Source organism: Paraburkholderia sp. WS6, assembly GCF_030464835.1.
GTDB lineage: Bacteria > Pseudomonadota > Gammaproteobacteria > Burkholderiales > Burkholderiaceae > Paraburkholderia > Paraburkholderia madseniana.
Genome location: NZ_JALQCK010000005.1, coordinates 204796 through 231276 on the forward strand (window position 1 = coordinate 204796; position 26481 = coordinate 231276).

At 62.1% G+C, this 26481-nt stretch carries 18 protein-coding genes, 3 tRNA genes and 2 pseudogenes; 17 read left to right on the forward strand and 6 right to left on the reverse strand.

Annotated elements, in window-relative coordinates; genetic code table 11:
• Window positions 1-12: 12 nt before the first annotated feature.
• The 4 genes and pseudogenes from M0D64_RS08750 to M0D64_RS08765 all read left to right on the forward strand — a co-directional run bounded on the left by M0D64_RS08750 (window position 13) and on the right by M0D64_RS08765 (window position 5059).
• Window positions 13-860, forward strand: a pseudogene (locus M0D64_RS08750) (SDR family NAD(P)-dependent oxidoreductase).
• 196 nt (window positions 861-1056) lie between these two features.
• Window positions 1057-1512, forward strand: a complete 456-nt coding sequence (locus tag M0D64_RS08755) for a (2Fe-2S)-binding protein (RefSeq protein ID WP_266257338.1) — start codon at window positions 1057-1059, stop codon at window positions 1510-1512.
• A 1-nt stretch (window position 1513) separates the two neighbouring features.
• A complete protein-coding gene (locus M0D64_RS08760) occupies window positions 1514-3748 on the forward strand; it encodes a xanthine dehydrogenase family protein molybdopterin-binding subunit (RefSeq protein WP_266257339.1) in 2235 nt (744 codons plus the stop codon).
• 5 nt (window positions 3749-3753) lie between these two features.
• Window positions 3754-5059: pseudogene (locus M0D64_RS08765) on the forward strand (cytochrome c).
• Between the two features lie 5 nt (window positions 5060-5064).
• Here M0D64_RS08765 and M0D64_RS08770 read toward each other — a convergent pair.
• From M0D64_RS08770 to M0D64_RS08780, 3 genes are all read right to left on the reverse strand, one after another.
• On the reverse strand, window positions 5065-6252 hold the full coding sequence (locus M0D64_RS08770) for a porin (protein WP_266257341.1): 1188 nt from the start codon (window positions 6250-6252) through the stop codon (window positions 5065-5067).
• Between the two features lie 63 nt (window positions 6253-6315).
• Window positions 6316-8739, reverse strand: coding sequence for a glycoside hydrolase family 31 protein (locus M0D64_RS08775; protein WP_266257342.1), 2424 nt, complete (start codon window positions 8737-8739; stop codon window positions 6316-6318).
• 19 nt (window positions 8740-8758) lie between these two features.
• Window positions 8759-10045: an MFS transporter gene (locus tag M0D64_RS08780; RefSeq protein ID WP_171925498.1), complete on the reverse strand. Its 1287-nt coding sequence runs from the start codon at window positions 10043-10045 to the stop codon at window positions 8759-8761.
• 846 nt (window positions 10046-10891) lie between these two features.
• Here M0D64_RS08780 and M0D64_RS08785 point away from each other — a divergent pair.
• The 6 genes from M0D64_RS08785 (at window position 10892) to M0D64_RS08810 (ending at window position 18112) form a co-directional block, all read left to right on the forward strand.
• Entirely contained in the window at window positions 10892-11239 is a 348-nt protein-coding gene (locus M0D64_RS08785) for a hypothetical protein (protein ID WP_171925499.1), read from the forward strand.
• Between the two features lie 288 nt (window positions 11240-11527).
• Complete coding sequence (locus tag M0D64_RS08790; RefSeq protein WP_266257343.1) at window positions 11528-13492, forward strand: extracellular solute-binding protein; 1965 nt, start codon at window positions 11528-11530, stop codon at window positions 13490-13492.
• Between the two features lie 42 nt (window positions 13493-13534).
• Window positions 13535-14572 carry a microcin C ABC transporter permease YejB gene (locus M0D64_RS08795; protein WP_266257344.1) on the forward strand — a complete coding sequence of 346 codons (1038 nt, stop codon included), beginning with the start codon at window positions 13535-13537 and terminating at the stop codon, window positions 14570-14572.
• A complete protein-coding gene (locus M0D64_RS08800; RefSeq protein ID WP_266257345.1) occupies window positions 14572-15678 on the forward strand; it encodes an ABC transporter permease in 1107 nt (368 codons plus the stop codon). Before M0D64_RS08795 ends, M0D64_RS08800 begins: the two co-directional genes overlap by 1 nt.
• Window positions 15679-15683: 5 nt before the next feature.
• Window positions 15684-17309 (forward strand): ABC transporter ATP-binding protein, encoded by a 1626-nt coding sequence (locus M0D64_RS08805; RefSeq protein ID WP_266257380.1) that lies wholly within the window; start codon window positions 15684-15686, stop codon window positions 17307-17309.
• A gap of 137 nt (window positions 17310-17446) precedes the next feature.
• Window positions 17447-18112, forward strand: coding sequence for a C40 family peptidase (locus M0D64_RS08810; RefSeq protein ID WP_266257346.1), 666 nt, complete (start codon window positions 17447-17449; stop codon window positions 18110-18112).
• Between the two features lie 196 nt (window positions 18113-18308).
• Here M0D64_RS08810 and M0D64_RS08815 read toward each other — a convergent pair whose 3' ends face one another.
• Window positions 18309-19259, reverse strand: coding sequence for a patatin-like phospholipase family protein (locus M0D64_RS08815; protein ID WP_171925500.1), 951 nt, complete (start codon window positions 19257-19259; stop codon window positions 18309-18311).
• Window positions 19260-19674: 415 nt separating this feature from the next.
• Between M0D64_RS08815 and gltX the strand changes: the two genes are divergently transcribed.
• From gltX to M0D64_RS08840, 5 genes are all read left to right on the forward strand, one after another.
• Entirely contained in the window at window positions 19675-21084 is a 1410-nt protein-coding gene (gltX, locus tag M0D64_RS08820) for a glutamate--tRNA ligase (RefSeq protein ID WP_266257347.1), read from the forward strand.
• Between the two features lie 122 nt (window positions 21085-21206).
• A tRNA-Ala gene (locus M0D64_RS08825) sits at window positions 21207-21282 on the forward strand.
• 154 nt (window positions 21283-21436) lie between these two features.
• Window positions 21437-21512 (forward strand) — tRNA-Glu (locus M0D64_RS08830).
• Window positions 21513-21594: 82 nt separating this feature from the next.
• Window positions 21595-21671: transfer RNA gene (locus M0D64_RS08835), tRNA-Asp, on the forward strand.
• Window positions 21672-21824: 153 nt separating this feature from the next.
• Complete coding sequence (locus M0D64_RS08840) at window positions 21825-22289, forward strand: GNAT family N-acetyltransferase (protein ID WP_054041032.1); 465 nt, start codon at window positions 21825-21827, stop codon at window positions 22287-22289.
• Window positions 22290-22328: 39 nt separating this feature from the next.
• Here M0D64_RS08840 and M0D64_RS08845 read toward each other — a convergent pair whose 3' ends face one another.
• Window positions 22329-23198, reverse strand: a complete 870-nt coding sequence (locus M0D64_RS08845) for a helix-turn-helix domain-containing protein (RefSeq protein ID WP_171925502.1) — start codon at window positions 23196-23198, stop codon at window positions 22329-22331.
• Between the two features lie 418 nt (window positions 23199-23616).
• Here M0D64_RS08845 and rraA point away from each other — a divergent pair, with 418 nt between their 5' ends.
• The gene (gene rraA / locus M0D64_RS08850; RefSeq protein WP_154565824.1) at window positions 23617-24111 is read left to right on the forward strand and encodes a ribonuclease E activity regulator RraA; all 495 of its coding nucleotides are present in this window, start codon (window positions 23617-23619) and stop codon (window positions 24109-24111) included.
• A gap of 54 nt (window positions 24112-24165) precedes the next feature.
• Window positions 24166-24567, forward strand: a complete 402-nt coding sequence (locus tag M0D64_RS08855) for a gamma-glutamylcyclotransferase (RefSeq protein ID WP_154565825.1) — start codon at window positions 24166-24168, stop codon at window positions 24565-24567.
• A gap of 246 nt (window positions 24568-24813) precedes the next feature.
• On the opposite strand, the gene aceB is transcribed toward M0D64_RS08855, so the two are convergent.
• On the reverse strand, window positions 24814-26424 hold the full coding sequence (gene aceB / locus M0D64_RS08860; protein WP_266257348.1) for a malate synthase A: 1611 nt from the start codon (window positions 26422-26424) through the stop codon (window positions 24814-24816).
• Window positions 26425-26481: the final 57 nt, after the last annotated feature.

Sequence of the window (26481 nt, forward strand, 5' to 3'; positions counted from 1 at the left end):
AGGAGATAACTCATGACGTACACCATTCTCGTGACTGGCGCATCATCCGGTTTCGGTTTAATGACGGCCCGTGCGCTGGCCGAAGCGGGCCATACCGTCTACGCGTCGATGCGCGAAACGCAGGGCCGCAACGCGCCTCGCGTCGCGGAAATCGCACAGTGGTCGAAGGAAAAATCGCTCGATTTGCGCACATCCTGAAGGACTCCGGCCGTCTCGATGTGATCGTGCACAACGCCGGTCACATGGTGTTCGGCCCGGCCGAGGCGTTTACGCCCGAGCAAATGATCCAGCAGTACGACGTCAACGTGCTCGGCGCGCAGCGGGTGAACCGTGCGGCGCTGCCGTATCTGCGCAAGCAGGGCAAGGGGCTGCTGGTGTGGGTCGGCTCGTCGTCCACGCGCGGCGGCACGCCGCCGTTCCTCGCACCGTATTTCGCGGCGAAGGCGGCGATGGACGCGCTTGCAGTGTCGTACTCGACGGAGCTGGCACGCTGGGGCATCGAGACGACGATCATGGTGCCGGGCGCGTTCACCAAGGGCACGAACCACTTCGCGCACTCGGGCAAGCCGGCCGATGCGCATGTCGCAGCCGAATACGAAAACGGCCCGTATGCGGGCGTGACGGATCAGGCGCTGAAGGGGCTGGCAAGCCTGGAGCCGGCGGATGCGGATCCGGCGGAGGTCGCCGCGGAGATCGTTCGCGTAGTGGATTTGCCGTTCGGCAAGCGGCCGTTCCGCGTGCACGTGGATCCGTCGCAGGACGGCGCGGAGATCGTCAATGGCGTGGCGGACCGGATGCGCCGCGAGATGTATTACGCGATCGGTCTGCAGGACCTGCTTTCGCCGAAGCTCAACGGTTGATCGTTTGAGGATGGCCCGTCGGTAGAACCGGCGGGTCGTCTGGCTCAGGACTGCGAATGGTGTTTCAGTCCTGATGAACGCCCGGCTTTACACGCCGCGGCCGGCTGGTTTGCAGCCCCTGTTTTGGCTCGTTTGCCCGTACCGCTGCTCCCCGCAGCGAATTCCCCACACCTGATTTTCCAACAAGAATCGACAGATGATCACGCTCAATATCAATGGACAGGATCACATGGTCGACGCTCCCCCGGCCATGCCACTGCTGTGGGTGCTACGGGATACCGTCGGCTTGACTGGAACGAAGTTTGGCTGCGGGATCGCGCAGTGCGGCGCATGCACGGTGCATCTCGACGGTGAGCCGGCGCGCGCGTGTGTGACGCCGGTGGCCCAGGTGGGCACCCGCCGCGTCACGACGATCGAGGCGATCGGCGCAACGTCGGCGGGCCGGAAGGTCCAGCAGGCATGGGTGGATCTCGACGTCGTGCAGTGCGGCTACTGCCAGTCGGGCCAGGTGATGGCCGCGGCGGCGCTGATCGCGGCGAACCCGAATCCGACCGATGGCGACATCGACGCTGCGATGGCGGGTAACGTCTGTCGCTGTGGCACCTACGTGCGGGTTCGTGCAGCAATCCATCGCGCGGCGCGGGAGGTATGAGATGACGCGTCAATCATTGGACGAGCGCCTGCAACCGGCGCTACGGGACAGGGATCCGCTGGCACGCCGCCAGTTCCTGAAGCTGGGCCTTGCCGTGAGTGCGGTTGCCGGGGGCGGGCTGCTGCTCGGCTTCAGCGTGAGCGGGCATGGCGAGGAGCGGCGAGCGGGCAAGGCCGTGCAACGGGTGCCGCACGACAGCGGATTCACGCCGAACGCCTTCGTGCGTATCGACCATGCGGGCCAGGTCCGGCTCGTGATGATGAAGGTGGAGATGGGGCAGGGCATCTACACCGCGTTTCCGATGCTGATCGCGGAAGAGCTGGAGGTGCCGCTGTCACAGGTCACGCTCGAACATGCGCCTGCCAATCCCGATCTCTATACCGATCCGCTGATGCACGAACAGACCACCGGTCTGTCGATGTCGGTGCGCTCAAGTTCGGAGCGCATGCGCCGGGCTGGCGCGGTCGCGCGCACGCTGCTGGTCAACGCGGCGGCGCGGCAATGGAGCGTGGACCCGGCGTCGTGTCGTGCCGAAGCGGGTATGGTCATCCACCCTGCAAGCGGTCGCCGGCTCGCCTATGGTGCGCTCGTCGACGCGGCAGCGAGGGAGCCGGTGACCGACGCACTGGTGTCGGGTGTCACGCTGAAAAAACCTCAGGATTTCAGGCTCATCGGGACGAGGGCGCATCGGCTGGATTCTGTTGAGAAGACCAACGGTACGGCGAAGTTCGGCATTGACGTCCAGGTGCCGGGGATGCTGTATGCCGCAGTCGTGAACTGTCCAGTTGTTGGCGGCAAGGTCGCTCATGTCGATGACGCGGCCACCCGTCGCATGTCCGGTGTGCGCCAGGTGGTGCAACTCGACAATGCGGTAGCGGTAATTGGCGATCGTACGTGGGCGGCGATGCGCGGTGCGGCCGCGCTTGAGATTGAATGGAACGAGGGCGCAAATGCAGACCTGTCGTCGCAAATGCTGTTCGATGACCTTGAGCGCGCGTCGCATCGCGACGGCGCGGTTGCGCGCCATCAGGGTGACGTCGAACAGGCGTTTCGTGGCGCGGCAAAGAAGCTGGATGCCGTCTACCGGCAACCGTTCCTTGCGCATGCGCCGATGGAGCCGATGAACTGCACGGTTCACGTGCGCGCTGACGCATGCGATATCTGGGTCGGCACCCAGAGCCCGACGCGGGCGATGGGTGCGGCGATGGCCGTCACCGGCCTGCCGGCGGAGAAGATCACGCTGCACAACCATCTGCTCGGAGGTGGCTTCGGGCGCCGGCTTGAACCGGATACGATCGCACAGGCACTGCTCATCGGCCGGCACGTCGACGCACCGGTCAAGATGACGTGGACACGCGAACAGGACATTCAGCACGACCTGTACCGGCCGTGCTACTACGACCGGATCTCGGCCGGCCTGGACGGTCATGGGAAACCCGTGGCATGGACGCATCGTGTGGTCGGCTCGTCGGTCGTTGCGCGCTTCGCTCCGCCGCTCTTCAGGAACAACCTGGATTTCGACGCGATTGAAGTCGCGTCGGACCTTCCGTACGACCTGCCGAATCAGAAGGTGGACTACGTACGGCAGGAGCCGCGCGGTGTACAGACCGGTTTCTGGCGTGGTGTCGGCCCGATGCGCAGCACGTTCGTGACCGAAAGTTTCATCGACGAACTGGCGGGGCTGGCGAAGGTGGACCCTGTCGCCTATCGGCTCGCGCTGCTCGGCAAGTCTCCACGAACGAAGAACGTGCTGGAGGTGGCGCAACGGGTGTCGGGCTGGGGTCGGCCTCTGGGCACTCACGCGGGGCGGGGCGTGTCGGTGATGAGCGCATTCGGCAGCTTTTTCTGCGCGGTGGCGGAGGTCACGGTGATCGACGGCAAGGTCGGCGTCGATCGTGTGGTCTGCGTGGTCGACTGCGGACAGGTGATCAACCCCGACACAATCGAGGCGCAGATGCAGGGCGGTCTGATCTTCGGGATCACCGCGGCGCTGCATGGTGAGATCACCCTCAAGGACGGGCGGGTCGAGCAGGGGAACTTCAACGACTACCGGATGCTGCGGATACACGAGGCACCGAAGATCGAAGTGCACATCGTGAAAAGTACCGAAGCGTCGGGCGGTATCGGCGAGCCGGGTACCGCGGTGGTGGCGCCGGCGGTGACCAATGCGATTTTCGCGGCGACCGGCAAGCGTCTGCGCACGCTGCCGGTCGGCAACCAGCTCAACGCGGCATGAGGGGCATGATCTTGAAGCGTTCGATTCCTGCTGCGGGTGTGTCCCGTCTTGCCTCCATCGCGGTAGGGGCCGCGCTGCTGGCGCTATCCGTTTCGGCCAGTGCGGCTCCAGCCGCCGACGCCGATCTGATCGCGCGCGGTGCGTATCTCGCGAAGGCCGGCGACTGCATTGCCTGCCACACCGCGACACGCGGCAAGCCGTTCTCGGGCGGCCTGCCGATGAACACGCCGATGGGGCGGATCTATTCGACCAACATCACACCGGACGCCGAGACCGGCATCGCCCGTTATTCGGAAGCGGATTTTGCCGCTGCGATGCGCAAGGGTGTCGCAAAGGACGGCCACAACCTCTATCCGGCGATGCCGTACCCGTCGTACGCGAGGACGAGCGACGCCGACATCCATGCGCTGTACGCGTATTTCATGCGCGGCGTGCAGCCGGTGAGTCAACCGAACCGCAAGCCGGATATTCCGTGGCGCGCTGAATGCGCGCTGGCCGCTGAAGTTCTGGAATCTGCTGTTCGTCGACGATGCGCCCTATCAGGATGTCCCCGGCAAGGATGCGCAGTGGAATCGTGGGGCTTATCTCGTCCAGACGCTCGGCCACTGCGGTGCATGCCATACCGCGCGTGGGATCGCGTTCCAGGAGAAGGCGCTCAATGAGCGCGGTACGGCATTCCTTGGCGGTGCTGCGCTCGACGGGTGGTTCGCGTCGAACCTGACGGGCGATAGCAACACCGGGCTTGGCCGCTGGAGCGAGGAAGACGTGGCCTTGTTCCTCGGGACCGGTGCCAACCGGCATGCGACTGCATTTGGTCCGATGACCGATGTGATCAATCACAGCACGCAGTATCTGAGCGATGCGGATCGGGCTGCGATGGCGCGCTATCTGAAGTCGCTTGGGCCAACGCGCGGCTCTGGTGATGGCGCACCTTACGACGGCAGTACGACGGGAGCAATGGCGCATGCGATGGCCGGAGGCCAGCTTGGGGCGGCGACGTACGCGACCTACTGCCTGCACTGTCACGGAGTGACGGGACGAGGCTATGCTCCGCTGCTGGCGCCGCTGGCTGGCAATCCGAACGCACTGGAGAAGGATCCGTCTTCGCTGATCAACGTCGTCCTGAACGGAACCGGTGCGTTGAAGATTCAGGGGGTGCCGGCGCCGTATCCGATGCCTGCCTATCGTGGGACACTCAGTGACCAGGAAGTCGCTGACGTCGTTACGTACATCCGGCATAGCTGGGGGAACGGGCAGACTGAGCCGGTTTCCGCCTACCGTGTGCGTGGTTTGCGTGAGGCAACACGCTGACCGCATCAAAACGCGTGCCTCAACCCCACCATGCCGACGAATTGTGACGGCCCCGACGACGGCGTCGTATTCTGCGAGTCGCCGACCACAGCCACTGCGTCAGTGATACTCGTGCCAGCGCTGCCCGACGCGACCAGCGTCTTGCCTCTCGCATGCTGATAGGCCTCCAGTGCGTATAGCGTCGTGCGGGCGGAGAGGTTGTACGTCTGCTCGAGCGAGACCTGCTGATAGCGCGCTGCATCGCTGATGCCATTCGCTTTGCTCGCTTGCGTGTAGCTGTAGCCGGCGCCGACCGTCACGGCCGGCGTGATCCGGTATGTGGAAATCACGCCGTACGTATTGAACACGCCTTCGCCGGTGAACGGCGAACCGGAGCCAGGCGCGTACTGTACGTTCGAATAGTTCACGCCGACCATCAGGCCCTGGTGGGTGTAGCGAGCCGCTGCGGCGAACAACTGCGCGCTGCGTGCCGTCGCATAGCCGCTGTTCACCGGCGAATTGACCGCGTAGGTGCCGAGCGCCTGGCTCGTCGCGATGTCTTTCAGTTTCACGTAGCCCACCGCGATCGCAAACGGCTGGTAGTCGTAGCGGGCCGTCGCGCTGAATTGGCTGCCGTTGGCCACGCTGCCCGGCACACCGCCCAGGCCGTACTGCGCGCTGAATTGCAAACCGGCGAGGTTCGGCGAAAGATAGGTAACCGAATTGTTGAGGCGTAACGTGGTGTCGAGCGCGTCGAGGTCGCCCGGATGCGCACCTGTCGCGCCCGTCAATACGCCTGTCGGCCCTAGTGCGCCGACCATCTGGAAGTAGGGCGTGTACTGGCGGCCGAGTGTCACCGTTCCGTATCGGTCGTTGTTGAGCCCGACGTACGCTTGCCGATTGAAAATGAAGCCTGCGCTACTCTGTGCGCCGGTCAGCGAGTTAAAGCCGCTTTCAAGCCTGAAAATCACCTTCGTGCCGCCGCCAATGTCTTCAGCACCGAGCAGGCCGAACTTGCTCGCCTGCAGGTTGCCCTGGCTCATGTAGAAGTTGGAATGTCCCTTCTGGTTGCTGACGTAGGCGAACGCGTTGTCGACGACGCCGTACAGCGTCACGCTGCTTTGGGCCGACGCGCCGCTTGACAGCACGATGCCCGCAAACGGCAGGCACGAGAGGACGAGTGCGCGTGTACGCGCGCGCTTCAATGAGTTCATGGCTAGCGGGTCTCCGGATTGGATGGGGAATCGTTGGTCTTCAGGTCGGTGATGCATGCTGGGTTAGGGGGCGATGGCAATCGTCAGGCATCGCCAGCCGTCGGCGGTGTGGTCGGCCACCAGCGCGCCGTCGATGCAAATGGCCGTGCGCGCTTCGTCCTTTGGCACGAGCAGTCGAATTTCCTGCTGCGGCTGCTGGACCCAGCCTTCCCGCACGATCGAAATGCGCAGCGTGCTCGCATCGCTTGTAATCGTGACCTGCCAGTGGCCTTGCGCGCCTGTGCGCCAGGCTTCGCTTTCGCCGTCGTCTTCGACGCAGCCGCCGCGAGCGATGCCTGTGCCGACGTGTGGCACGGCAATGAACGCACGTTCGTCGGCGGGACGGCCGAAGTGTTGTTCAGCGATGTTCAGCGGAATTACGCTGCCCTCGCGAAGCAAGGTCACGGGCTGCTCGAATGGGGCAGGCAGCGTCACCGTCTGGCCGCCTTCGAACACCTCGCCGCTCCAGTACGACGCCCAACGTGCACCGGTCGGCAGATAGACGTCGCGCGTCGACTGGCCCGCTTCGACCACCGGTGCAACCAGCATCGACGGGCCCAGCATCATGTCGTCGCCATCCGCGAGACAGCGCGGATCGTGCGGAAACTCCGCGAACATCGGACGCAATACCGGTTCGTACGCGCTGTGCGATTGCCATAGCAACTCGTACAGGTAGGGAATCAGCCGGTAGCGCAGTTTGATCAGCGCCGCGACCTGCTGCGTGACTTCGGGATACATCCACGGCTCATTGACCGTGCCGTCGTCGTTCCAGGAATGAATGCTGAAGCGCGGCAGGAAGATGCCGAAGGCGACCCAGCGGACGAACAACTCCGGACCCGGCGCCGGACCCGAGAATCCGCCGATATCGTGGCCGCTGTTCGACACGCCGGACATCGCGAGTCCGAGGCCCATCTTCAGATTGAAACGCAGCGTTTCCCACGAGGTGTAGTTGTCGCCGGACCAGGTTTGCACATAGCGTTGCATACCGACGCCGCCTGAGCGGGACACGAGAAATGGCCGGCGGTCCGGCGCGTATTCGCGCTGTGCGTCGTGCGACGCGCGCATCATCAACTGCGTTTGCAGCACCTTCGCCTCGCGTGCGGGATACGGTTGGCCGAAGCCCTGGGCAATCGCGTCGGGCGACCAGATTTCGAATTCGTTGTTGTCGTTCCAGGTTGCGGCGATACCGTGTTTCAACAGGCTGTCTTTCACGCGCGCTTTCCACCAGTCGATGGTGGCGGGATTCGTGAAGTCCAGATATGCGCCGACTTCGTCCCAGAACTGTACCCACGCCGGATCGCCGTCACTCGACGCGATCAGCAAACCGGCGCGCGCCACTTCGTCGAAGGCCGGATGATCCTGCAACAGGCACGGTTTGATATTCGCGCACAGACGCACGCCAGGCTCGAGATAGCCACGCACGAAGCCGTCGATGTCCGGAAACTTCTCGTGGTTCCAGTTGAACACGTAGCGCTTCGGACCGATCGAGGTATAGCCCGACGACAGGTGGAACGAATCGCACAGCACGTCGTGCTCGCTGCATCGATCGATGAATTCGCCCATGCGCTGCTGCGCGTCGGGCGCGTCGGTGTAGCTCATCGTCGAGCCGGAGTAGCCGAGTCCCCATTTCGGCATCCAGGCCGGACGCCCGGTCAGCCACGTAAAGCGGCGCACTGCATGCAAGGGCGTGCCCGTCGATGCGATGAAGTAATAGTCGAGATCGCCATGCTCGGCGACAAAGTGCCGGTAGTGCCCGTGATAGTTGTCGAGCTCGCGGCCCATATCGAAGCGGCAGTCGGCGAGCGTGTCGTAGAACAGGCCGAATCCTGTGGCGCTTTCCGGCTGCCACGTCACGTAGAAGGGGATGTGCTTGTAGAGCGGATCGGTCGTGCGTGCGCTATAACCCATCGCGTCGATATTGCGCATTTCGTAGGACTGGTCCGCGCGATTCAGCGAACCGGCGCGCTCGCCCAGGCCCACATACATTTCGTCCTTGCGACGCTCGATGTAGTGGTACACGCGCTCGTCCCACCAGCCGAAGTTATACGCCTGCGTCTTCCGATCGCTCATCACGCGATGCCAGGCCGAGTCGTGCAGGATGTCCCACGCGCAGAATCCGCCATCCAGCGTGACCGTCAAACGGATGCGCGCTGTTTCGACCACGACGTGCCCAGCGTCGCTTGAAAGCGTGAACGGTGGTGGCGTAAAGCCGCTCATGTCACGGCGATCGCGGCCTTCGAGCGGAACGTCGTCAGCGCCCGGCGCGAGAGACCAGGTACGCGGACCGCGCGTTTCGCCGTCCGGCAGCACGAGTACGCGGATGATGTCGTCGGCGAGAACGAACAGTTCGATCCGGCAGTTTTCCTGCGCGGCAAGAACGACGTGGTTGCCGGCATGGGAAGACAGTGAAAAAAGCGGCGGGTGCTTCAGATTCGTCAGTGAACGCATGATGGGTCTTCGAGTGAGGTCACGCAGCAGGGCTGGCGTTGTTGTCGACTTGATGCGGACGTGCGTCGCGTTTGACGCCGCGCATCAGAATGATCAGCAGCGTGGCGCCGATGAGATCGAACGCGCCGAGGGCGCCGAAGAGCGGCGTGTAGCCGATCGTATCGGCCAGCGCGCCGACAAGCAGCGAAAAGCCCAGGCCGCCGATCCACGCGGACATCCCGGCAAATCCGGCGACGGTGCCGACTTCGCTGGGGTCGAATACGTCGGCCGCGAGCGTATTGACGAGCGCCGAGATCATCTGATGCGCGAAGCCGCCCACGCAAAAGAGCGCGATAGCCTGATACGGTGAGGCGACAAGGCCGATACACGCCGGTCCGAGCATCATGAAGGCGCCGAGCACGACACCGGCGATTCGCGAGCCGATCAGCGGGATGCGCAAATGCTTCATCAGGAACGGCGACAGGTAGCCGCCGAAGAGGCCGCCGAGGTCGGCGGCAAGAAACGGCAGCCACGCAAACAGCGCGATCTGCTTCAGATCCATGTGGCGTTGCGTCGCGAGGTAAAGGGGAATCCAGAAGCTGAACGTTTGCCACGCAGGCTCCGCGAAGAAGCGCGCTTGTGCGATCGCCCAGAAGCGGCGCGTGCGGAGGACTTCGCGGATGCTGCGCCGTTGCGGCGCGCCCGGAGTTTGTCCGCTGACGATCGTCTCGCGCTCGGCCGCGCTGATGCGCGCGTGATCGGCCGGCGAGCGATACAGCACATACCAGGCGGCAGCCCACACGAAACCGAGCGCACCGGTCACCGCAAACGCGCTTTGCCAGCCATATCTCAGCGACAGGAAGACGACGAGCGGCGGGGCGAGCAGCGAACCGAGCGACGTGCCCGCATTGAAGTAGCCCACGGCCACGGACTTCTCGCGATTGGGAAACCATTCGGCGACCACCTTCATGCCGGCTGGGATGGCGACGGCCTCAGTCAACCCCATGAGTCCGCGCAAGGCCGCGAGCGAAAGCCAGCCAGTCGCGAAACCGTGCAGCACGCCCGTCAGCGACCAGAGGCAGGCGAACAGCGCAAAGCCGAGCCTCAGGCCGATCAGGTCGATGATCAGGCCGCATACCGGCTGCATGATCGTGTAGCCGACCTGGAACGCACCGACTACGTACGAGTACTGCTTGGTGCTCATGTGCAGCAACTGCGTCAACTGAGGCGCCATCACACCGAGGGCGTTGCGCGACAGATAGTTGACGATCGTCCCGACGCATACGAGCGCGATGATCCACCAGCGCAAACCAATGATTGTTTTCAAAATCTGTCTCCGTACCCAATGTGTCCGCTGACTGGCCGCTGGACGGCAGGCATGCGCGAATTCGAACATTGATCTTCGTTTTAGTGTCAGTCATCGTATCACTGATAGTGAGGCCGGGTACTAGGGAAAACCATGAATTAAGTGGTTGAGTTTCTTGAATTATCTATTGAATTTGGCCTTTTGCGCCATGCTTTTAAGGTGATGAGGTCGGACGACTGGTGACTTCTGGATATTATTTAAATGTTCTTTCGAACATTCAATGTTCGTTTTGGCGGCCGATGCGAATGAGCGTGGTTGATCTGCGGTTATCGCGGCGGAGAGGTGGCGAGGTTGCTGAGATGAGAGGCGACGCTTGGCAGCGCTGCGTTGTCTTCTTGCGATCCGATATGAATCACCTACTGGGGCAGCGCGAACGCACGGGAAGGCAGTGGCGATTGAGGCGAATGGAGCGGACGGTTTTTGCAGTCAGGTTAGGCCCGCTACGTGCCGCAAGAATGCTTCGACATCCTACTGATTTGAGTGCGCCGCCATTGCCGCAGCCACAAGGCGGATCGTGAAGCCGGCGACCGGATTACCAGGTGCGTGCGAAAGCGGCGGCCAGAGTCGCCCTGCCGCGGCGAGGGCGGTGAAAGATGAGCAACTTGCCGACAGATGGGCGACTAACAACAACTCGGCTCAATTACACCGCCACTACTTTTTCACCCAACCTTCGTCCAATGTAACGAGACGTAACGAGGCGGCCACCCATGCGATCTTGTGCATCAGTTATTACAAAGTTGAAATACGCGGATGGCTGCCGTGCGCTATATTTCGGCCAACAACACACATTCTTCAAAAGGGTGATCAATGAAGTCCGCACGTCTTGTTCCACTTCTGATCGGGGTTCTCGGGTTGGCTGCGTCGGGTGCTGCAATGGCCGGCGGGCTCAACATTGGTGTCAACATCGGCATTCCCGCGCCGGTCTACGTGGCGCCGGCTCCGGTCTACGCACCGCCGCCGCCCCCGCCGCCGCCCGTCGTCTATCAACCGGCTCCCGTGTACTACGGCGGCCCGGCGATCGTGATCGGCTGGCACGGCGACCGCTACTGGGACGGCCGCCGCTACTGGGCGCGTGACGACTGGTATCGCCGTCATCCCCCTGGCCGCTACGATTACGGCCGTGACCACTACGACAATCGTCGTGGCTGGCACTAAGCCATCAAAAAGCCACAGTTGACGCAGTTACCGCGTTGAAAAAACCGCCCCAAAAAGGGCGGTTTTGTTATTGCGCTCGCGAAACCTGCGGGCTGAGCTGAAAACGCCGAGTCAACAGGGCAAGCCGGTCAGCAGGATGCGTTTGCCAGCGAGGACGCCCATGAATTCTCCCAATGAGGTTTGCGCACCACGCGCGTGAACGTCCCGCAGATGAGATGTGCGGATTGCGCGGGTTTATTGGGTAGAATTCCCTCACACCGCAATTGCCCACTGACCAACAAGGCCCCTATGACAACTGGCTCGCGATGGGTTCAAACGCCTCGTGCACTTTGGTGCAGCGTGATTCACAGGCTATCGCGTGTCGGTCTACCGGTTGTGCCGCGCTCCTCGCGCTCGGCGTGCGCTGTTGCACTGTGCGGCGTGTCACTTCTCGCCGGTTTGCTCGCGGCGCCCGAGGCCCAGGCGGTCTATGCGATCGCGCAATACGGCGAGCCGAAATATCCCGCGGATTTCAAGCACTTCGACTACGTCAACCCGGATGCGCCGAAGGGTGGCACGCTGGTGCTTGCCAATCCGAGCCGGCTCACCAGCTTCGATAAATTCAATCCGTTCACACTGCGCGGTAACACCGCACCGGGCGTCGACCTGATGTTCGAGAGCCTGACCATCGGCAGCAGCGACGAAGTGGCGTCCGCCTATGGCCTGCTCGCGGACGACATCAAGATCGCGCCCGACGGCCTGTCGACCACTTTTCACATCAACCCGCGCGCGCGCTTTTCGAACGGCGATCCGGTCACCGCGGACGACGTCAAGTTTTCGCTCGACACGCTGAAAAGCCCGAAGGCCGCGCCGCAATTCGCGTCGTTTTTTGGCGAGATCACACGCGCAGTCGTTGTTGATCCGCATACGATCCGCTTCGAGTTTCATCAACGCAATCGCGAGTTGCCGCTGCTCGCGGGCGGCATGCCGGTGTTTTCGCGCAAGTGGGGGATGAAGCCGGACGGCAGCCGCATCGCGTTCGACCAGTTGGCGTTCGAGAAGCCGATCGCCAGCGGGCCTTATCTGATCGATCAGTACGAGAACGGTCGCACGATTGCCTATCGACGCGATCCGAATTATTGGGGCGCGACGTTGCCGGTGCGGGTCGGCATGAACAATTTCGATCGGATCGTCTACAAGCTGTATTCGGATAGCACCGCGCGGCTCGAGGCGTTCAAGGCGGGTGAGTACGACGCATTGGTCGAATATATCGCGCGCAATTGGGTGCGGCGCGACGTCGGCAAGAAGTTCGATAGCGGCGAGTTGATCAAACGCGAATTCCCGCAACATAACGGCATTGGCATGCAAGGCTTCGTGCTCAATACACGGCGGCCATTGTTTCAGGACGTCCGCGTGCGCAAGGCGCTCGATCTCGCACTCGACTTTCAGTGGCTGAACCGGCAACTGTTCTTCAATCAGTACACGCGCATCGACAGTTTCTTCGCCAATACAGAATTGCAGGCGAAGGGTATGCCAACGCCTGGCGAGTTGGCGCTGCTCGACCCGTGGCGCGCCAAACTTGATCCGGCTGTGTTCGGTCTGCCGCCGAAGCAGCCCGACACCGATCCGCCAGGCTCGCTGCGCGCCAATCTGCTGCAAGCGCGCGCGTTGTTGCAGCAGGCGGGGTGGACCTATCGCGACAATGCACTGCGTAATGCCAAAGGTGAGCCATTCGAGTTCGAGATACTCGACGACTCCGGCTCGTCCGCGCAGTTTGAGCCGATCGTCGCGACCCTCGTCCGTAATCTGCAGAAGCTCGGCATCACCGCGAGGTTTCGAGCGTCCGACTTCGCGGTCTATCAGAAGCGACTCGACGCATTCGACTTCGATGCGACCACGATTCGTATGGGAGACGTGCAGGTGCCCGGTTCGGAGCAGATCGACCGTTTTGGTAGCAAGGCTGCGGACACCAACGGTTCGGACAATGTGATCGGGATAAAGTCGCCGGCCGTCGACGCGATCCTGAGCGCGCTCGTGCATGCGCAGACGCGCGCGCAGCTGATCGACGCTACGCACGCGCTCGACCGCGTGCTGATGCATGGCTACTATGTGATTCCGCAGTGGTACAGCGCTTCGCACCGGGTGGCGTTCAAGCGCGGTCTCGCCTGGCCGAAGACGCTGCCTCTGTACTATGGCGCGGAAGGCTGGATCACGTCGATGTGGTGGTATGCCCAGCCGCAACCGCCGCAATCGCCGCAAGCACAGTCGAACTGAACGCGTCCATTCATTCACCGCCTTCGCACCGGAAACGACGCCATGTGGAGCTACATCCTCAAACGCCTGCTGTTGATGATCCCGACCTTGCTCGGCGTGCTGACGCTGACCTTCGTCGTGATCCAGTTTGTCCCGGGCGGCCCGGTCGAGCAGATGCAGCACGAGCTGCGCAAAGGCGCTGAGAATGGCGCGCCGTTCGGTCTGCGCGCGCATACCGGTGTCGACGCGCAGCAGATCGCGCAACTGAAAGTGCTGTATGGCTTCGACAAACCGCCGCTCGAACGCTACGTCCTGATGCTCAAACGCTTCTCGACGTTCGACCTTGGCCAGAGCTATTTCCGCCACCAGAGCGTGTGGTCGCTGATCGTTTCGAAGTTGCCGGTGTCGATCAGCATCGGCTTATGGACGTTCTTTCTGACGTATCTGATATCGGTGCCCTTGGGCATCGCCAAAGCGGTGCGCAACGGTTCGCGCTTCGATATCGCGACGAGCCTCGTCGTGCTGGTCGGCTATGCGATTCCGGGCTTTGTATTGGGCGTGCTGTTGCTGGTGCTGTTCGGCGGCGGCAGTTTCCTGCAGTTGTTCCCGCTGCGCAATCTCACCTCAGACAACTGGGCGCAATTGAGTTTTGGCGGCAAGATCGTCGACTATCTGTGGCATATCACGTTGCCGATCACGGCCTCGGTGGTGGGCAGTTTCGCGGTCGTCACGATGCTGACGAAAAACGCCTTCCTCGACGAGATCCGCAAGCAATACGTGCTGACCGCGCGCGCCAAAGGTTTGTCGGAAAAGCGCGTGCTGTGGAAGCACGTGTTTCGTAACGCGTTGCTGCCGTTGATCGTCGGTTTCCCTGCGGCATTCATCGGTGCGTTTTTCACCGGCAGTCTGCTGATCGAGACACTGTTTTCGCTCGACGGACTCGGCCTGCTGTCGTACGAATCGGTGGTGCGGCGGGACTATCCGGTCGTGCTCGGCACGCTTTATCTGTTCACGCTGATCGGTCTTGCGACCAAGCTGATTTCCGATCTCTGCTATGTGTGGGTCGATCCCCGCATCCAATTCGAACAACTGGAGCGCTGATGAATCGAGCCCGTCGTTCAGCCGATGCGGCGGCGCGCACCGAACCGGCTCGCGCGTTCGTGTCACCCACGCCCGCGCGTCGCGTCTGGCAGCGTTTTCGCCAGCAGCGTCTTGGCTACTGGAGTCTGATCATCTTTGTCGTGGCGTTTGCAGCGAGCCTCGCCGGGCCGTTGTGGTCGAACGACAAGCCGCTCGTGGTGCGTTACGAAGGGCAGTTGTATTTTCCGATGTTCAAGACCTACGCGGAGACCACCTTCGGCGGCGACTTCCCGACGCCCGCCGATTATCTCGATCCGTATATCAAACATCGTTTCGACACGCCGGGTAACTTCGCCGTGTATCCGCCGAACCGGTACTACTACGACACGCTGAATTACTTCTCGAAGGCACCGAACCCGGCGCCGCCGTCGCGCGATAACTGGTTCGGCACCGACGACCGTGGTCGCGATCTCTTCGCGCGTCTTCTGTACGGTTTTCGCGTGTCGGTGGAATTCGCGCTGGTGCTCACCTTGATCGGCACCGTGCTCGGGATTGCAGCAGGCGCCGTGCAGGGTTACTTCGGAGGACGTATCGATATCATCGGGCAGCGCCTGATCGAAATCTGGAGTGCCATGCCGGAGCTTTACCTGTTGATCATTTTCTCGTCGATCTTCGAGCCGGGGTTCATTCTGCTGATCGTGCTGCTGTCCTTGTTCGGCTGGATCGGTTTATCGGATTACGTACGAGCGGAGTTTCTGCGCAACCGTCATCAGGACTATGTGCGTGCGGCTCGAGCGATGGGGCTCTCGAACTGGCAGATCATGTGGCGGCACGTCTTGCCCAACAGTCTGACGCCGGTGATCACGTTTCTGCCGTTCCGCATGAGCGGCGCGATTCTCGCGCTCACGAGCCTCGACTTTCTCGGCCTCGGCGTGCCGTCGCCGACCCCGAGTCTCGGCGAACTGCTCGCGCAAGGCAAAGCAAATCTCGACGCGTGGTGGATCTCGTTGTCCACGTTCGGCGTGCTGGTTGCGATGCTGTTGCTGCTGACGTTCATGGGCGATGCGCTGCGCAACGCGCTGGACACCCGCATCTCCGATGCCATGCGCGCAGGAGGCAACCAGTGAGCGCCATGGTGGAGAACGAGGCAAAACAGGCTATAACACCGCCGCTGCTGGAACTCGATCATCTGCATGTGACCTTCGGTGACACGGTCGCGGTGAACGACGTGACGCTCGCGATTCAACGCGGCGAGCGGGTCGCGCTGGTCGGCGAATCGGGCTCGGGCAAGAGCGTGACTGCGCTCTCGATCCTGCGTCTGTTGAGCGACGCGCAGGTGAGCGGGTCGATTCGTTTCGATGGGCAGGATCTGCTTGCGAAAAGCGAGCGTGAGATGCGCGGCATGCGCGGCTCGGACATCGCGATGATCTTCCAGGAGCCGATGACGGCCCTTAATCCGCTCTATACGGTCGGTGACCAGATTGCGGAGACGATCGTTGTACACGACGGCGTCACGGCGAACGAGGCGCGTAAGCGCGCAGTGGCGTTGCTGGGGCGCACGGGCATTGCCGAGCCCGGCAAGCGTGTGAACAGCTATCCGCATCAGCTCTCGGGCGGTCAGCGGCAGCGCGCGATGATCGCGATGGCGCTCGCGTGCCGTCCACGCCTGTTGCTGGCTGATGAGCCGACGACGGCGCTCGACGTCACGATCCGCGCGCAGATCGTCGAGCTGCTGTTGGAGCTGCAACGCGACGAAGCCGAGAAGCGCGGTATGGCCGTGCTGCTGATCACGCACGACCTGAATCTGGTGCGCCATTTCGCGCAACGCATCGCGGTGATGGAGCAGGGCGTACTCGTGGAAAGCGGGTCGGTCGAGCAGGTGTTCGAGTCGCCGCAGCATCCGTACACGCAGCGTCTGTTGGCGAGCCGCCCGCAACGCACGGTGGTCCCCGTGCTGCCGATCTCGCCCGTCCTGCTCGAAGCGCGGGATGTCTCGGTCGATTTCAAAACGAAACTTCCGGGCGTGAGCGGCTGGTTTCGCTCGGGACACTTCCGCGCGGTTGCCGATGCGAACGTGTCGGTGCGCCAGGGCGAGACACTGGGGATCGTCGGCGAATCGGGTTCGGGTAAATCGACGTTGGCAATGGCCCTGCTCGGTCTGCAACGCACGGTGCACGGCGAGATCGAGTTTCAGGGCAGGGCGCTCGGCAGCTATCGCGGCGCCGAACAAACCGCCTTACGCTCGAATATGCAAGTTGTCTTTCAGGACCCGTTCAGCTCGCTTTCGCCGCGGCAAACCATCGAGCGGATCGTCGGCGAAGGGCTTGCGCTGCACCGGCCGCAAATGAGCCAGGAGGCGCGGCGCGACAAGGTGGTGTCGGTCCTGCGCGAAGTCGGTTTGGACCGCACGGTGCTGTACCGCTATCCCCATGAGTTTTCCGGCGGCCAGCGTCAGCGGATTGCGATCGCGCGCGCTCTGGTGCTGGAACCACGCATCCTGATACTCGACGAACCGACCAGCGCGCTCGACGTGTCGATCCAGCAGCAGGTGCTGAAACTGCTCGCCGGGTTGCAACAGAAGTACAACCTCGGCTTCGTTTTCATCAGTCATGATCTGGCCGTAATCGGGGCGATGGCGCATCGTGTCGCAGTCATGCAAAACGGATCGATCGTCGAAAGCGGGGACGTTGAGCAGATTTTTGCGACACCGGCGCACCCTTACACCCGAAAGCTGCTGAAAGCGGCGCTTGACCACTGATTTTGCACTCTTTCACCAATTGGGTGCGTGTCTCGATTGTATTTTTCTATTTGTTTTGACACGTGAATACTTACTGGCTAGTATCGACCAAACTTTTTTCCGTAGCCCACTGATTTTTAGGCAAAAAATACCGACCAATGCAGCACAGAAACCTAACCCAGGCTTGCACGCGCGTCGTCGCCGGGATGTTCATTGGCGTCTTGATGGCAGCAGCTCCCGGCGCGTTCGCCGACGAAGTAAGCAGTTTTAATCAGAATGCCTCATATTCGACCCCCAGCGGGTCGAATTCTTTGTCCCCCCTCAATTCGCAATCGGCCGCTCCTGACAGCGACGGCAGCGCCAAATCGTTCCTGTCCGGCATGGCCGGCAAAGCGGGCGACGTGGTGGTCGGCGCGCTGAACATGATCGGCGTTCGCTACCGTTGGGGTGGTAATACGCCCGATTCGGGGCTCGATTGCAGCGGTTTCGTTCGCTACGTGTTCCAGGACACGCTCGGTATGGCGCTGCCGCGCCGCGCCGAGGAAATGAGCCGCGTCGGCGAAAAGATTCGCGTCAGCGACCTGAAGCCGGGCGATCTGGTGTTCTTCAATACGATGCGCCGCACGTTCTCGCACGTCGGCATCTACATCGGTGACAACAAGTTTGTGCATTCGCCTTCCACGGGCAGCACGATCCGCGTCGACGATATGGATAGCGGGTATTGGGAAAAGCGCTTTACTGGTGCACGCCGGATCGAGACGTCCTATCAGGAAGGCGAAGATCTGCGCAAGCGCGTGAATGCGTCGATTGGCGGCAATCAGTAACTGATTCAGCCCGCACCGGCGGTTTTGGTGCGACAAAAAAGCCTGCTTCGTTCGAAGCAGGCTTTTTGCGTTTGGGCGCTGACCGATATGGCACGGAATCTTCCGCGCGGTACGCCGGGTTGGGTAGGCGCTGCGTGCGTGACGACAACTGCAGCCCCCGCGCCCCGGCCGGTATAACTGGCTCGATCCTGCCGGGTTACACCGCGGCGCGGCTCGCGGCCATCTTGCGTTGCAACTCGGGCATCATCTTCGCCACGGCTTCCTCGCCGGCCAGGATCGCTGCGTTGCGCTGCGAGAAATCGCTGCCGCTCATCGCGGCCAGATTCGGCCGGATCACGACGTCGGCGTACTTGTCGAGCTCATAAGCCTTGATCGTCTGGCCCATGATCGTGAAAGTCTGCATCAGCACGTCGAACGAGCTGGCTGTGAGGCCGCTTTCCGGGCGCTGCGAGATGTCCACGGCGATCACAAAATCCGCGCCCATCTTGCGCGCGAATGAGGCGGGCACCGGACTCACCAGGCCGCCGTCCACATACTCGTGCCCACCGATCTTCACCGGCTCGAAAATCGACGGCACGCTGCATGACGCGCGCACCGCAATGCCGGTGTTGCCGCGCTGGAACAGGATCGGCTGGCCGGTCTTCAGATCGGTGGCGACCACGCCGAGCGGCTTGACCATCTTCTCGATCGGACGGTTGTTGAGCGTCGTATTCAGGTAGTTCTGCAGCGCGACGCCTTGCAGGAAGCCGCGCGTGCGAAACGGCATCGCCCAGTCGCTGATCGACGCTTCGTCCATGGTCAGCGCGAGCTTGTTCAGTGCAAAGCCGTTCATCCCCGAGGCGTATAGCGCACCCACCACCGAGCCCGCGCTGGTGCCGGCCACGAGATCGACCTGGATATTGCGCGCCTCGAGTGCCTTGATCACGCCGATGTGCGCGAAGCCGCGCGCGGCACCGCCGCCTAGTGCAAGGCCGACGCGGATCGGTCGCTGCGGTTTGTCGAGCGGTGGCGGGTTGGCGGTGGGCGTGGTGGCGACCGGCGTGCTATCGGTCTTGCTGCCGCCAGTCGTAGTGCACGCAGCGAGCACCGCGGAGGCGCATGCCAACGAGAAGTTGCGACGGGCGAGGCGAGGGGATGACGGTTTCAACGGGTTCTCCAGCAACGGCAGAGTCGGCGCGATCGGCGCAACCGGTGCCGCGATCAGGCGGATAGTCAAACGGACGGAATTGCCGCTGGCGATTCCATGCGCTGTGGTTCTATCCCCACCCGCAGCGCGCGCACATCATAAATCAAAGCTCCGGGCACGCGTCGGTCCGGTAATGAAACGTTGCAGAGGAAACGCTCAGGCCTGCCGAGGCGCGCTTCCCGCGCGTCTTGTGCGCTGCCAATGGCCATTCGGACGAGGGCAGGCATCGCGTGTTCGGAAGGTATAATTCGGCTCTCGCATTTATTTCCTTCGTGTCTGTGCAAGGCAGCTTTCTGCTGCATGGACGCGGTCCGCTGCCGCGCTTCACTGGCAATGTTCGCCACGGCGCCGGCGCCTGTCTTCCGAGTAACCGCTAATGACCACCTCCGTCCGTACCCGTTTCGCACCGAGTCCCACCGGCTTCATCCACCTCGGCAACATTCGCTCCGCGCTTTATCCGTGGGCGTTCGCGCGCAAGATGAAAGGGACCTTCGTGCTGCGGATCGAGGACACCGACGTGGAGCGTTCCAGTACCGAAGCGGTCGACGCCATTCTCGAAGGTATGGAATGGCTCGGCCTCGATATCGACGAAGGCCCGTTCTACCAGATGCAGCGCATGGACCGTTATCGCGAAGTGCTCAAGCAGATGCAAGGCGAGGGGCTCGTGTACCCGTGCTACATGTCGACGGAAGAGCTGGACGCACTGCGCGAACGCCAACGCGAGGCCGGCGAAAAGCCGCGCTATGACGGCACGTGGCGCCCGGAACCCGGCAAGGTCTTGCCGGAGCCGCCGGCCGGCGTGCAGCCCGTGCTGCGCTTCCGCAATCCGCTCTCTGGTGTAGTCGCATGGGACGACGCAGTGAAAGGCCGCATCGAGATCTCGAATGAAGAACTCGACGACCTCGTGATCGCGCGCCCGGACGGCACGCCGACTTACAACTTCTGTGTGGTGGTGGACGATCTGGACATGCGCATCACGCACGTGATTCGCGGCGACGATCACGTGAACAACACGCCGCGTCAGATCAACATTCTGCGTGCGCTCGGCGCCGAGCCGCCGGTTTACGCGCACTTGCCGACCGTGCTGAACGAGCAGGGCGAGAAGATGAGCAAGCGTCACGGCGCAATGAGCGTGATGGGTTATCGCGACGCGGGCTTTCTGCCGGAAGCGGTGGTCAACTATCTGGCGCGTCTGGGCTGGTCGCATGGCGACGCGGAGATCTTTACGCGTGAGCAGTTCGTCGAATGGTTCGATCTGGAGCATCTGGGCAAGTCGCCGGCTCAGTACGACCACGACAAGCTGAACTGGCTCAACGCGCACTACATCAAGGAAGCGGACAACGCGCGCCTTGCAGAGCTCGCAAAGCCTTTCTTCGCCGGGTTGGATATCGACGAAGCCGCCATTGCGCAGGGCGCCGATCTGACGTCGGTGGTGGGCTTGCTGAAGGACCGTGCGTCGACGGTGAAGGAAATCGCCGAGAACGCGGCGATGTTCTATCGCACGCCGGCGCCTGAAGCCGAGGCGCTCGCGCAGCACGTCACGGATGTCGTGCGTCCGGCGCTTGCCGATCTGGCCGCTTCGCTCAAAACGGTGGAGTGGACCAAGGAAGCGATCGCTGCGGCGTTGAAGGCAACGCTTGGCACACACAAGCTGAAGATGCCGCAACTGGCCATGCCGGTTCGTCTGCTGGTGGCAGGTACCACGCATACGCCGTCGATCGACAGCGTGCTGATGCTGTTTGGCCGCGACGTTGTCGTGAGCCGTATCGAAAAAGCGTTGGCTTAAGCGCGTTCGCATTTGCATTGAGAGGGTTTGCATGCGACTTGCGAAAAAAGTCGCATGCAATTGCGCAAAGGGTATTTACAAAGCGCAAATTGGCCTCTAAAATCTCGTTTCTGTTCTGCAAGGGGGGTATAGCTCAGCTGGGAGAGCGCTTGCATGGCATGCAAGAGGTCAGCGGTTCGATCCCGCTTACCTCCACCATCAGAGCAGAGTGAAGTCGTTCCGAAGTCTGGAGCTTGTAGCAAAAAAGACTTCACAAACCGGTGTAACGTAGTTAGAATATCGGTCTTTGCTGCTGACGAAACGAAATTAACGTCAATTAGCAGCAAGATAAAGACAGATCTGAAAAGATTATGTCCCCTTCGTCTAGAGGCCTAGGACATCACCCTTTCACGGTGAGTACAGGGGTTCGAATCCCCTAGGGGACGCCAAACATCAGCGTCGCTTGGTAGTAGTAAAGCAGCGCAGCTTGCAGAGAAAAAACCAACGCTCGCAAGTCATGATAGGCAAACTGGAGTGGTAGTTCAGTTGGTTAGAATACCGGCCTGTCACGCCGGGGGTCGCGGGTTCGAGTCCCGTCCGCTCCGCCAGATTTTAAGAAGCCCACTTCGAAAGAAGTGGGCTTTTTTTATTTCCGCAGCCGGTCCGCCTGGGTATCGTCCGGGTATGCTCGGGACAAACAGCCATTGCCAGCGCGCGCGGCCTGTTTTACCGTTGACCCGACTCATCTTCGTCGTTCCACCATGTTCGATCCAACCGAAGCTCCGTCACCGTTTCATCTGCGCCCGGCCAGCATGGACGATTTCGAGTTCGCCGAGGCGCTGACTCGCAATAACATGGGTGGCTACTATCGCCGGCACCATCTGGTCTGGCGTGGCGATCTGTTTCTCGGCAGTTGGCGCGAGTCGGAGAATTTCATTCTCGAAGTGGACGGCACGCCGATCGGTGTGCTGCGCATCACCCAGGAAGGCGATTCGCTGCATATCCGCGACGTGCAGATTGCCGAAGGGCATCGGCGTCTCGGCGCCGGCACGTATCTGCTCGATATGTCGCATCAATGGGCGCGCGAGCGCGGGCTGCGCGAGTTGCAGTTGCGCGTGTTTGTCGACAATCCTGCCGCGCGGCTGTACCAACGCAAGGGGTACAAGCTGGCCGGGCCGCGTCTGGCGCAACTCGGGGCGATCCGTCATCTGGCGCGGCGCGTTTGACGCACTGCGGCGAGTGGCTGCTGGTTACGCTTTACGCCGTCACTTTTGCGCGGTCTCTTCGTCCGCCTCATTGCCGCCCCGATCCCCGCTCTCTACACGATGTTCAGCGCCACGCTCGATGAACGCCCGCGGACTTTCGCCGAAGGCTCGCCGGAACATCGCCGAGAACGCACTCTGACTCTGATAGCCCAGCTCTTGCGCGACATGTGAAAGCGGCCGTCCCTGGCTTAACAGCGGAATCGCGCGCGCGAGAATGGCCTGCTGACGCCATTGCGAAAAGCTCACGCCCAACTCCTGACGAAACAGCCGCGCAATCGTGCGCGTACTCGCCCCCACGCTTAACGCCCATTGTTCGAGCGACTCGCCGTGCGTCGGGTCCGCGATCACAGCCTCGCACAACGCGCGCAAACGCTTCTCGTTGGGCATCGGCACGGACAGCGGCAGTGGCTCCGAACGCGTCAGTTCGTCTAACGCGAGCGCGCCTAGCAACTGTTCGCGCGTCGCCGAAATGCCTGGCGTATCGAGCGCTGCGATGACTTCGCGCAGCAGATCCGATACTTCGACCACGCGCGGCGTATCCAGTCCGGCCGGGACGGTGCTTTCGGTGATGTAGAGCGTGCGCAGAAAGGCTTCTTCGACTGCGACCACTTCGTGCGTCACGTGCGGCGGCACCCAGATCGCCCGGGATGGCGGCACCATCCACGTCGTGCCGGTCGTCGCGACCCGCAGCACGCCGCGTGATGCGTAGGCCACCTGCGCCCATGCATGCGTGTGTCGCGCAATGCGCCAGCCCGACGGCATCAGCCGCGAGCGCACGCGGATCGGGTGCGTTTGCGTGGGCTGGAATTCGGGTGGGATGTCGGCGAAGTGGACCTGGCTCGACAGGGCTGAGTCAGTGGACGAATTCATCTTGAAGATCGATCCAATGGATGGAACGCAAAAACTGCAGTGGGTGTAAACGCACAACGCGCAAGCAGGGAGCGCTCACGCACAGAGCCATCAAGCGCGGACCCCGAGAGCACAGACCCAAAGGCACAGACCCGAAGGCACAGACCCGAAGGCACAGACCCGAAGGCACAGACCCGAAGGCACAGACCCGAAGGCACAGACCCGAAGGCACAGACCCGAAGGCACAGACCCGAAGGCACAGACCCGAAGGCACAGACCCGAAGGCACAGACCCNGAAGGCACAGACCCGAAGGCACAGACCCGAAGGCACAGACCCGAAGGCACAGACCCAAAACCACCGGGGGCCTCTCATTGTAGGTGTTACGTCGGAGTCAACGTTGCATAATGTCCCGAGTACACGGATCCCGAGGAGAAGGTCATGAGTTTTGCAACCGCTGACTTGTGCGACGCACACGAGGACCAACTGGCCCTAGGCACACTGCGTGTGCTCGAACCGGTCTTTCATCTCTTCAGCCGTGCCGAGTGTTTCAGCGGCGAGGCGGTAACGCTAAAGGTGTTCGAAGACAACGCGCTCGTCCGCGCCACGCTCGAGGAGAAGGGCGCCGGCCGGGTGCTGGTCGTCGACGGCGGTGGCAGTCTTCGTTGCGCACTGGTGGGCGGCAACCTCGCGCAAATCGCCGAGCAGAATGGCTGGGCGGGCATCGTGTTGAACGGCTGCGTGCGCGACGCGCTGGAGCTCAATGAAGTCAATGTCGGCGTGGCGGCGCTGACGACCTGCCCACGGCGCGGCAAGAAGCTCGGCACCGGCGAGCGCGACGTGCCGGTGCAATTGCCGGGCGCACTGGTACGTCCTGGCGAGTGGATCTATGCGGATATCGACGGCGTGCTGGTGGCGAGCACGTCGTTGAACTGAACCCCGGCAACAGCCGAGGCAAGCCGAACCCATCATCAAGGAGAGCAAACGACGATGCAGACCGTTTTTGTATACGGCACATTGCGTGCCGGTGAAGTGAACGACCTCAGAGATGCTGCGGCGCGCAACGAAATCGCCGCGCCGAATTTTCTCGGCACGGCCACGGTGCGCGGCCATCTATTCGACTTCGGCTTGTATCCGGGCCTGGTGGTCGACGAAGCGGGTGTGGACGTCACGGGCGACGTCTACGAAATCGACGATGAACTGGTGGCGGTGCTCGACGAGATCGAAGCGGTGTATCCCGGCGTCGAAGATCGCTTCCTCGCGCGAGAAGTGATAGTGAAAGTAGACGGTAACGTCGTGAACTGCCGCTTCTATCCGGTCGCGCCCAATGTGGTGAAGGGGCACCCGGAAATCAGGTCAGGCGATTGGGTCGAGTATCGCAGCACGCGCTGAGGCGCGGCATAGGTAGCCCACGGCGAGCGCACCACGAGTACACGGCGCAAGCATAACGACCGCATAACGAGCACCTCGCGAGCACATAAAAAAACGGCCCGGCAGGCATACGCCTGTCGGGCCGCGCGGTCGGTCAGCCTTGCGACCCAAGCCGCTCTTTCATCTTGCGTGGCTGGTGAAAGCGGGCCTGGTACGACGTCGTTATTGCTCGTAAATGAGGCTCGTGCCTGAGGCCGTTCAGATAACTCAGATTTCCTCGTACAGCGGCAGCGTCAGGAAGTCGGTGAACTGCTCCGACGTCGACATCTCTTCGAAGATTTGTGCAGCGCGATCGTACGGCTTCGTATCCCCGCCGACTGCCTGCTTCACCTTGTCGAGTTCTTCTGCCGACAACTCGCGCACCAACTCGGCCGTGACCTTGCGGCCATCTTCGAGCTTGCCCTTCGGCGAGCGAATCCATTGCCACACTTGCGAGCGCGAAATCTCCGCGGTGGCGGCGTCTTCCATCAGGTTGTGAATCGGCACGCAGCCATTGCCCGCGAGCCACGAACCCAGGTAGTGAATGCCGACGTTAATGTTGTTGCGCAAACCGCCTTCGGTGATCGGCGCTTCCGGGCGGAAGTCCGTCAGGTCGGCCGCCGTGACGAGCACGTCGTCGCGTTGCTTGCCGATCTGATTCGGCTTGTCGCCGAGCACCTTGACGAATTCTTCCATCGCGATCGGCACGAGGCCCGGATGCGCGACCCAGCCACCGTCGTAACCGTCGCCGGCATCGCGCGCCTTGTCCGAGCGCACACCACCCATTGCCTTGTCGTTCGCGGCCGGATCGTTCTTGATCGGGATCAGCGCGCTCATGCCGCCGATTGCCGGCGCGTTGCGGCGATGGCAGGTCTTCAGCAACAGCAGCGCGTACGCACGCATGAACGGCGAGGTCATCGTAATCTGCGAACGGTCGGCGAGACAGAAATCGCGGTCGTTCTTGAACTTCTTGATCGCCGAGAAGATGTAGTCCCAGCGGCCGGCGTTCAGACCCGAGCTGTGTTCGCGCAACTCGTACAGGATCTCGTCCATTTCGAACGCGGCGACGATCGTCTCGATCAGCACAGTCGCGCGAATCGTGCCGCGCGGCACGCCGACGGCTTCCTGTGCGGCGAGGAAGATGTCGTTCCACAGGCGCGCTTCCAGATGGCTCTCCATCTTCGGCAGATAGAAGTAGGGCGCCGTGCCGCGCGCAACCTGTTCCTTCGCGTTGTGAACCATGAAGAGCGCGAAATCGAAGATGCCGCCACAGACGCGCTTGCCGTCCACCGTCACGTGCTTTTCGTCCAGATGCCAGCCGCGCGGACGCACGATCAGCGTGGCGATCTTGTCGTTCAGCGTGTACGACTTGCCGTTCTGTTCGAGCGAAATCGTGCGGCGCACTGCGTCCTTCAGATTGATGTGGCCGGTAATCTGGTTATCCCAGCTCGGCGCATTCGAATCTTCGAAGTCGGTCATGTACGAATCCGCGCCCGAATTCAGCGCGTTGATGATCATCTTGCGCTCGACCGGTCCGGTGATTTCCACGCGGCGGCATTGCAGATCTTGCGGCAGCGGCGCGATCTTCCAGTCGCCTTCGCGCACGCTTTTCGTTTCGGCGAGGAAGTCGGGGCGCTCGCCGGCATCGAGACGTTTGGTGCGTTCCACACGCGCCTGCAGCAGTTGCTGGCGGCGCGGTTCAAACGTGCGATGCAGCGCGGCGACGAGTTCGAGCGCTTCGCGGGTGAGGATCGCTTCATAGCCCGGCTTGATCTCAGCCGTGATTTCCATGCCCTGCGGCAGCGACAGCGATGATTGCGATGACAGCGGATTCGCCATGGTTTCTCCTTGGTCGGTCAGATTGCAAAGGTGCAAATGTTGAGATGCGGTTGAATT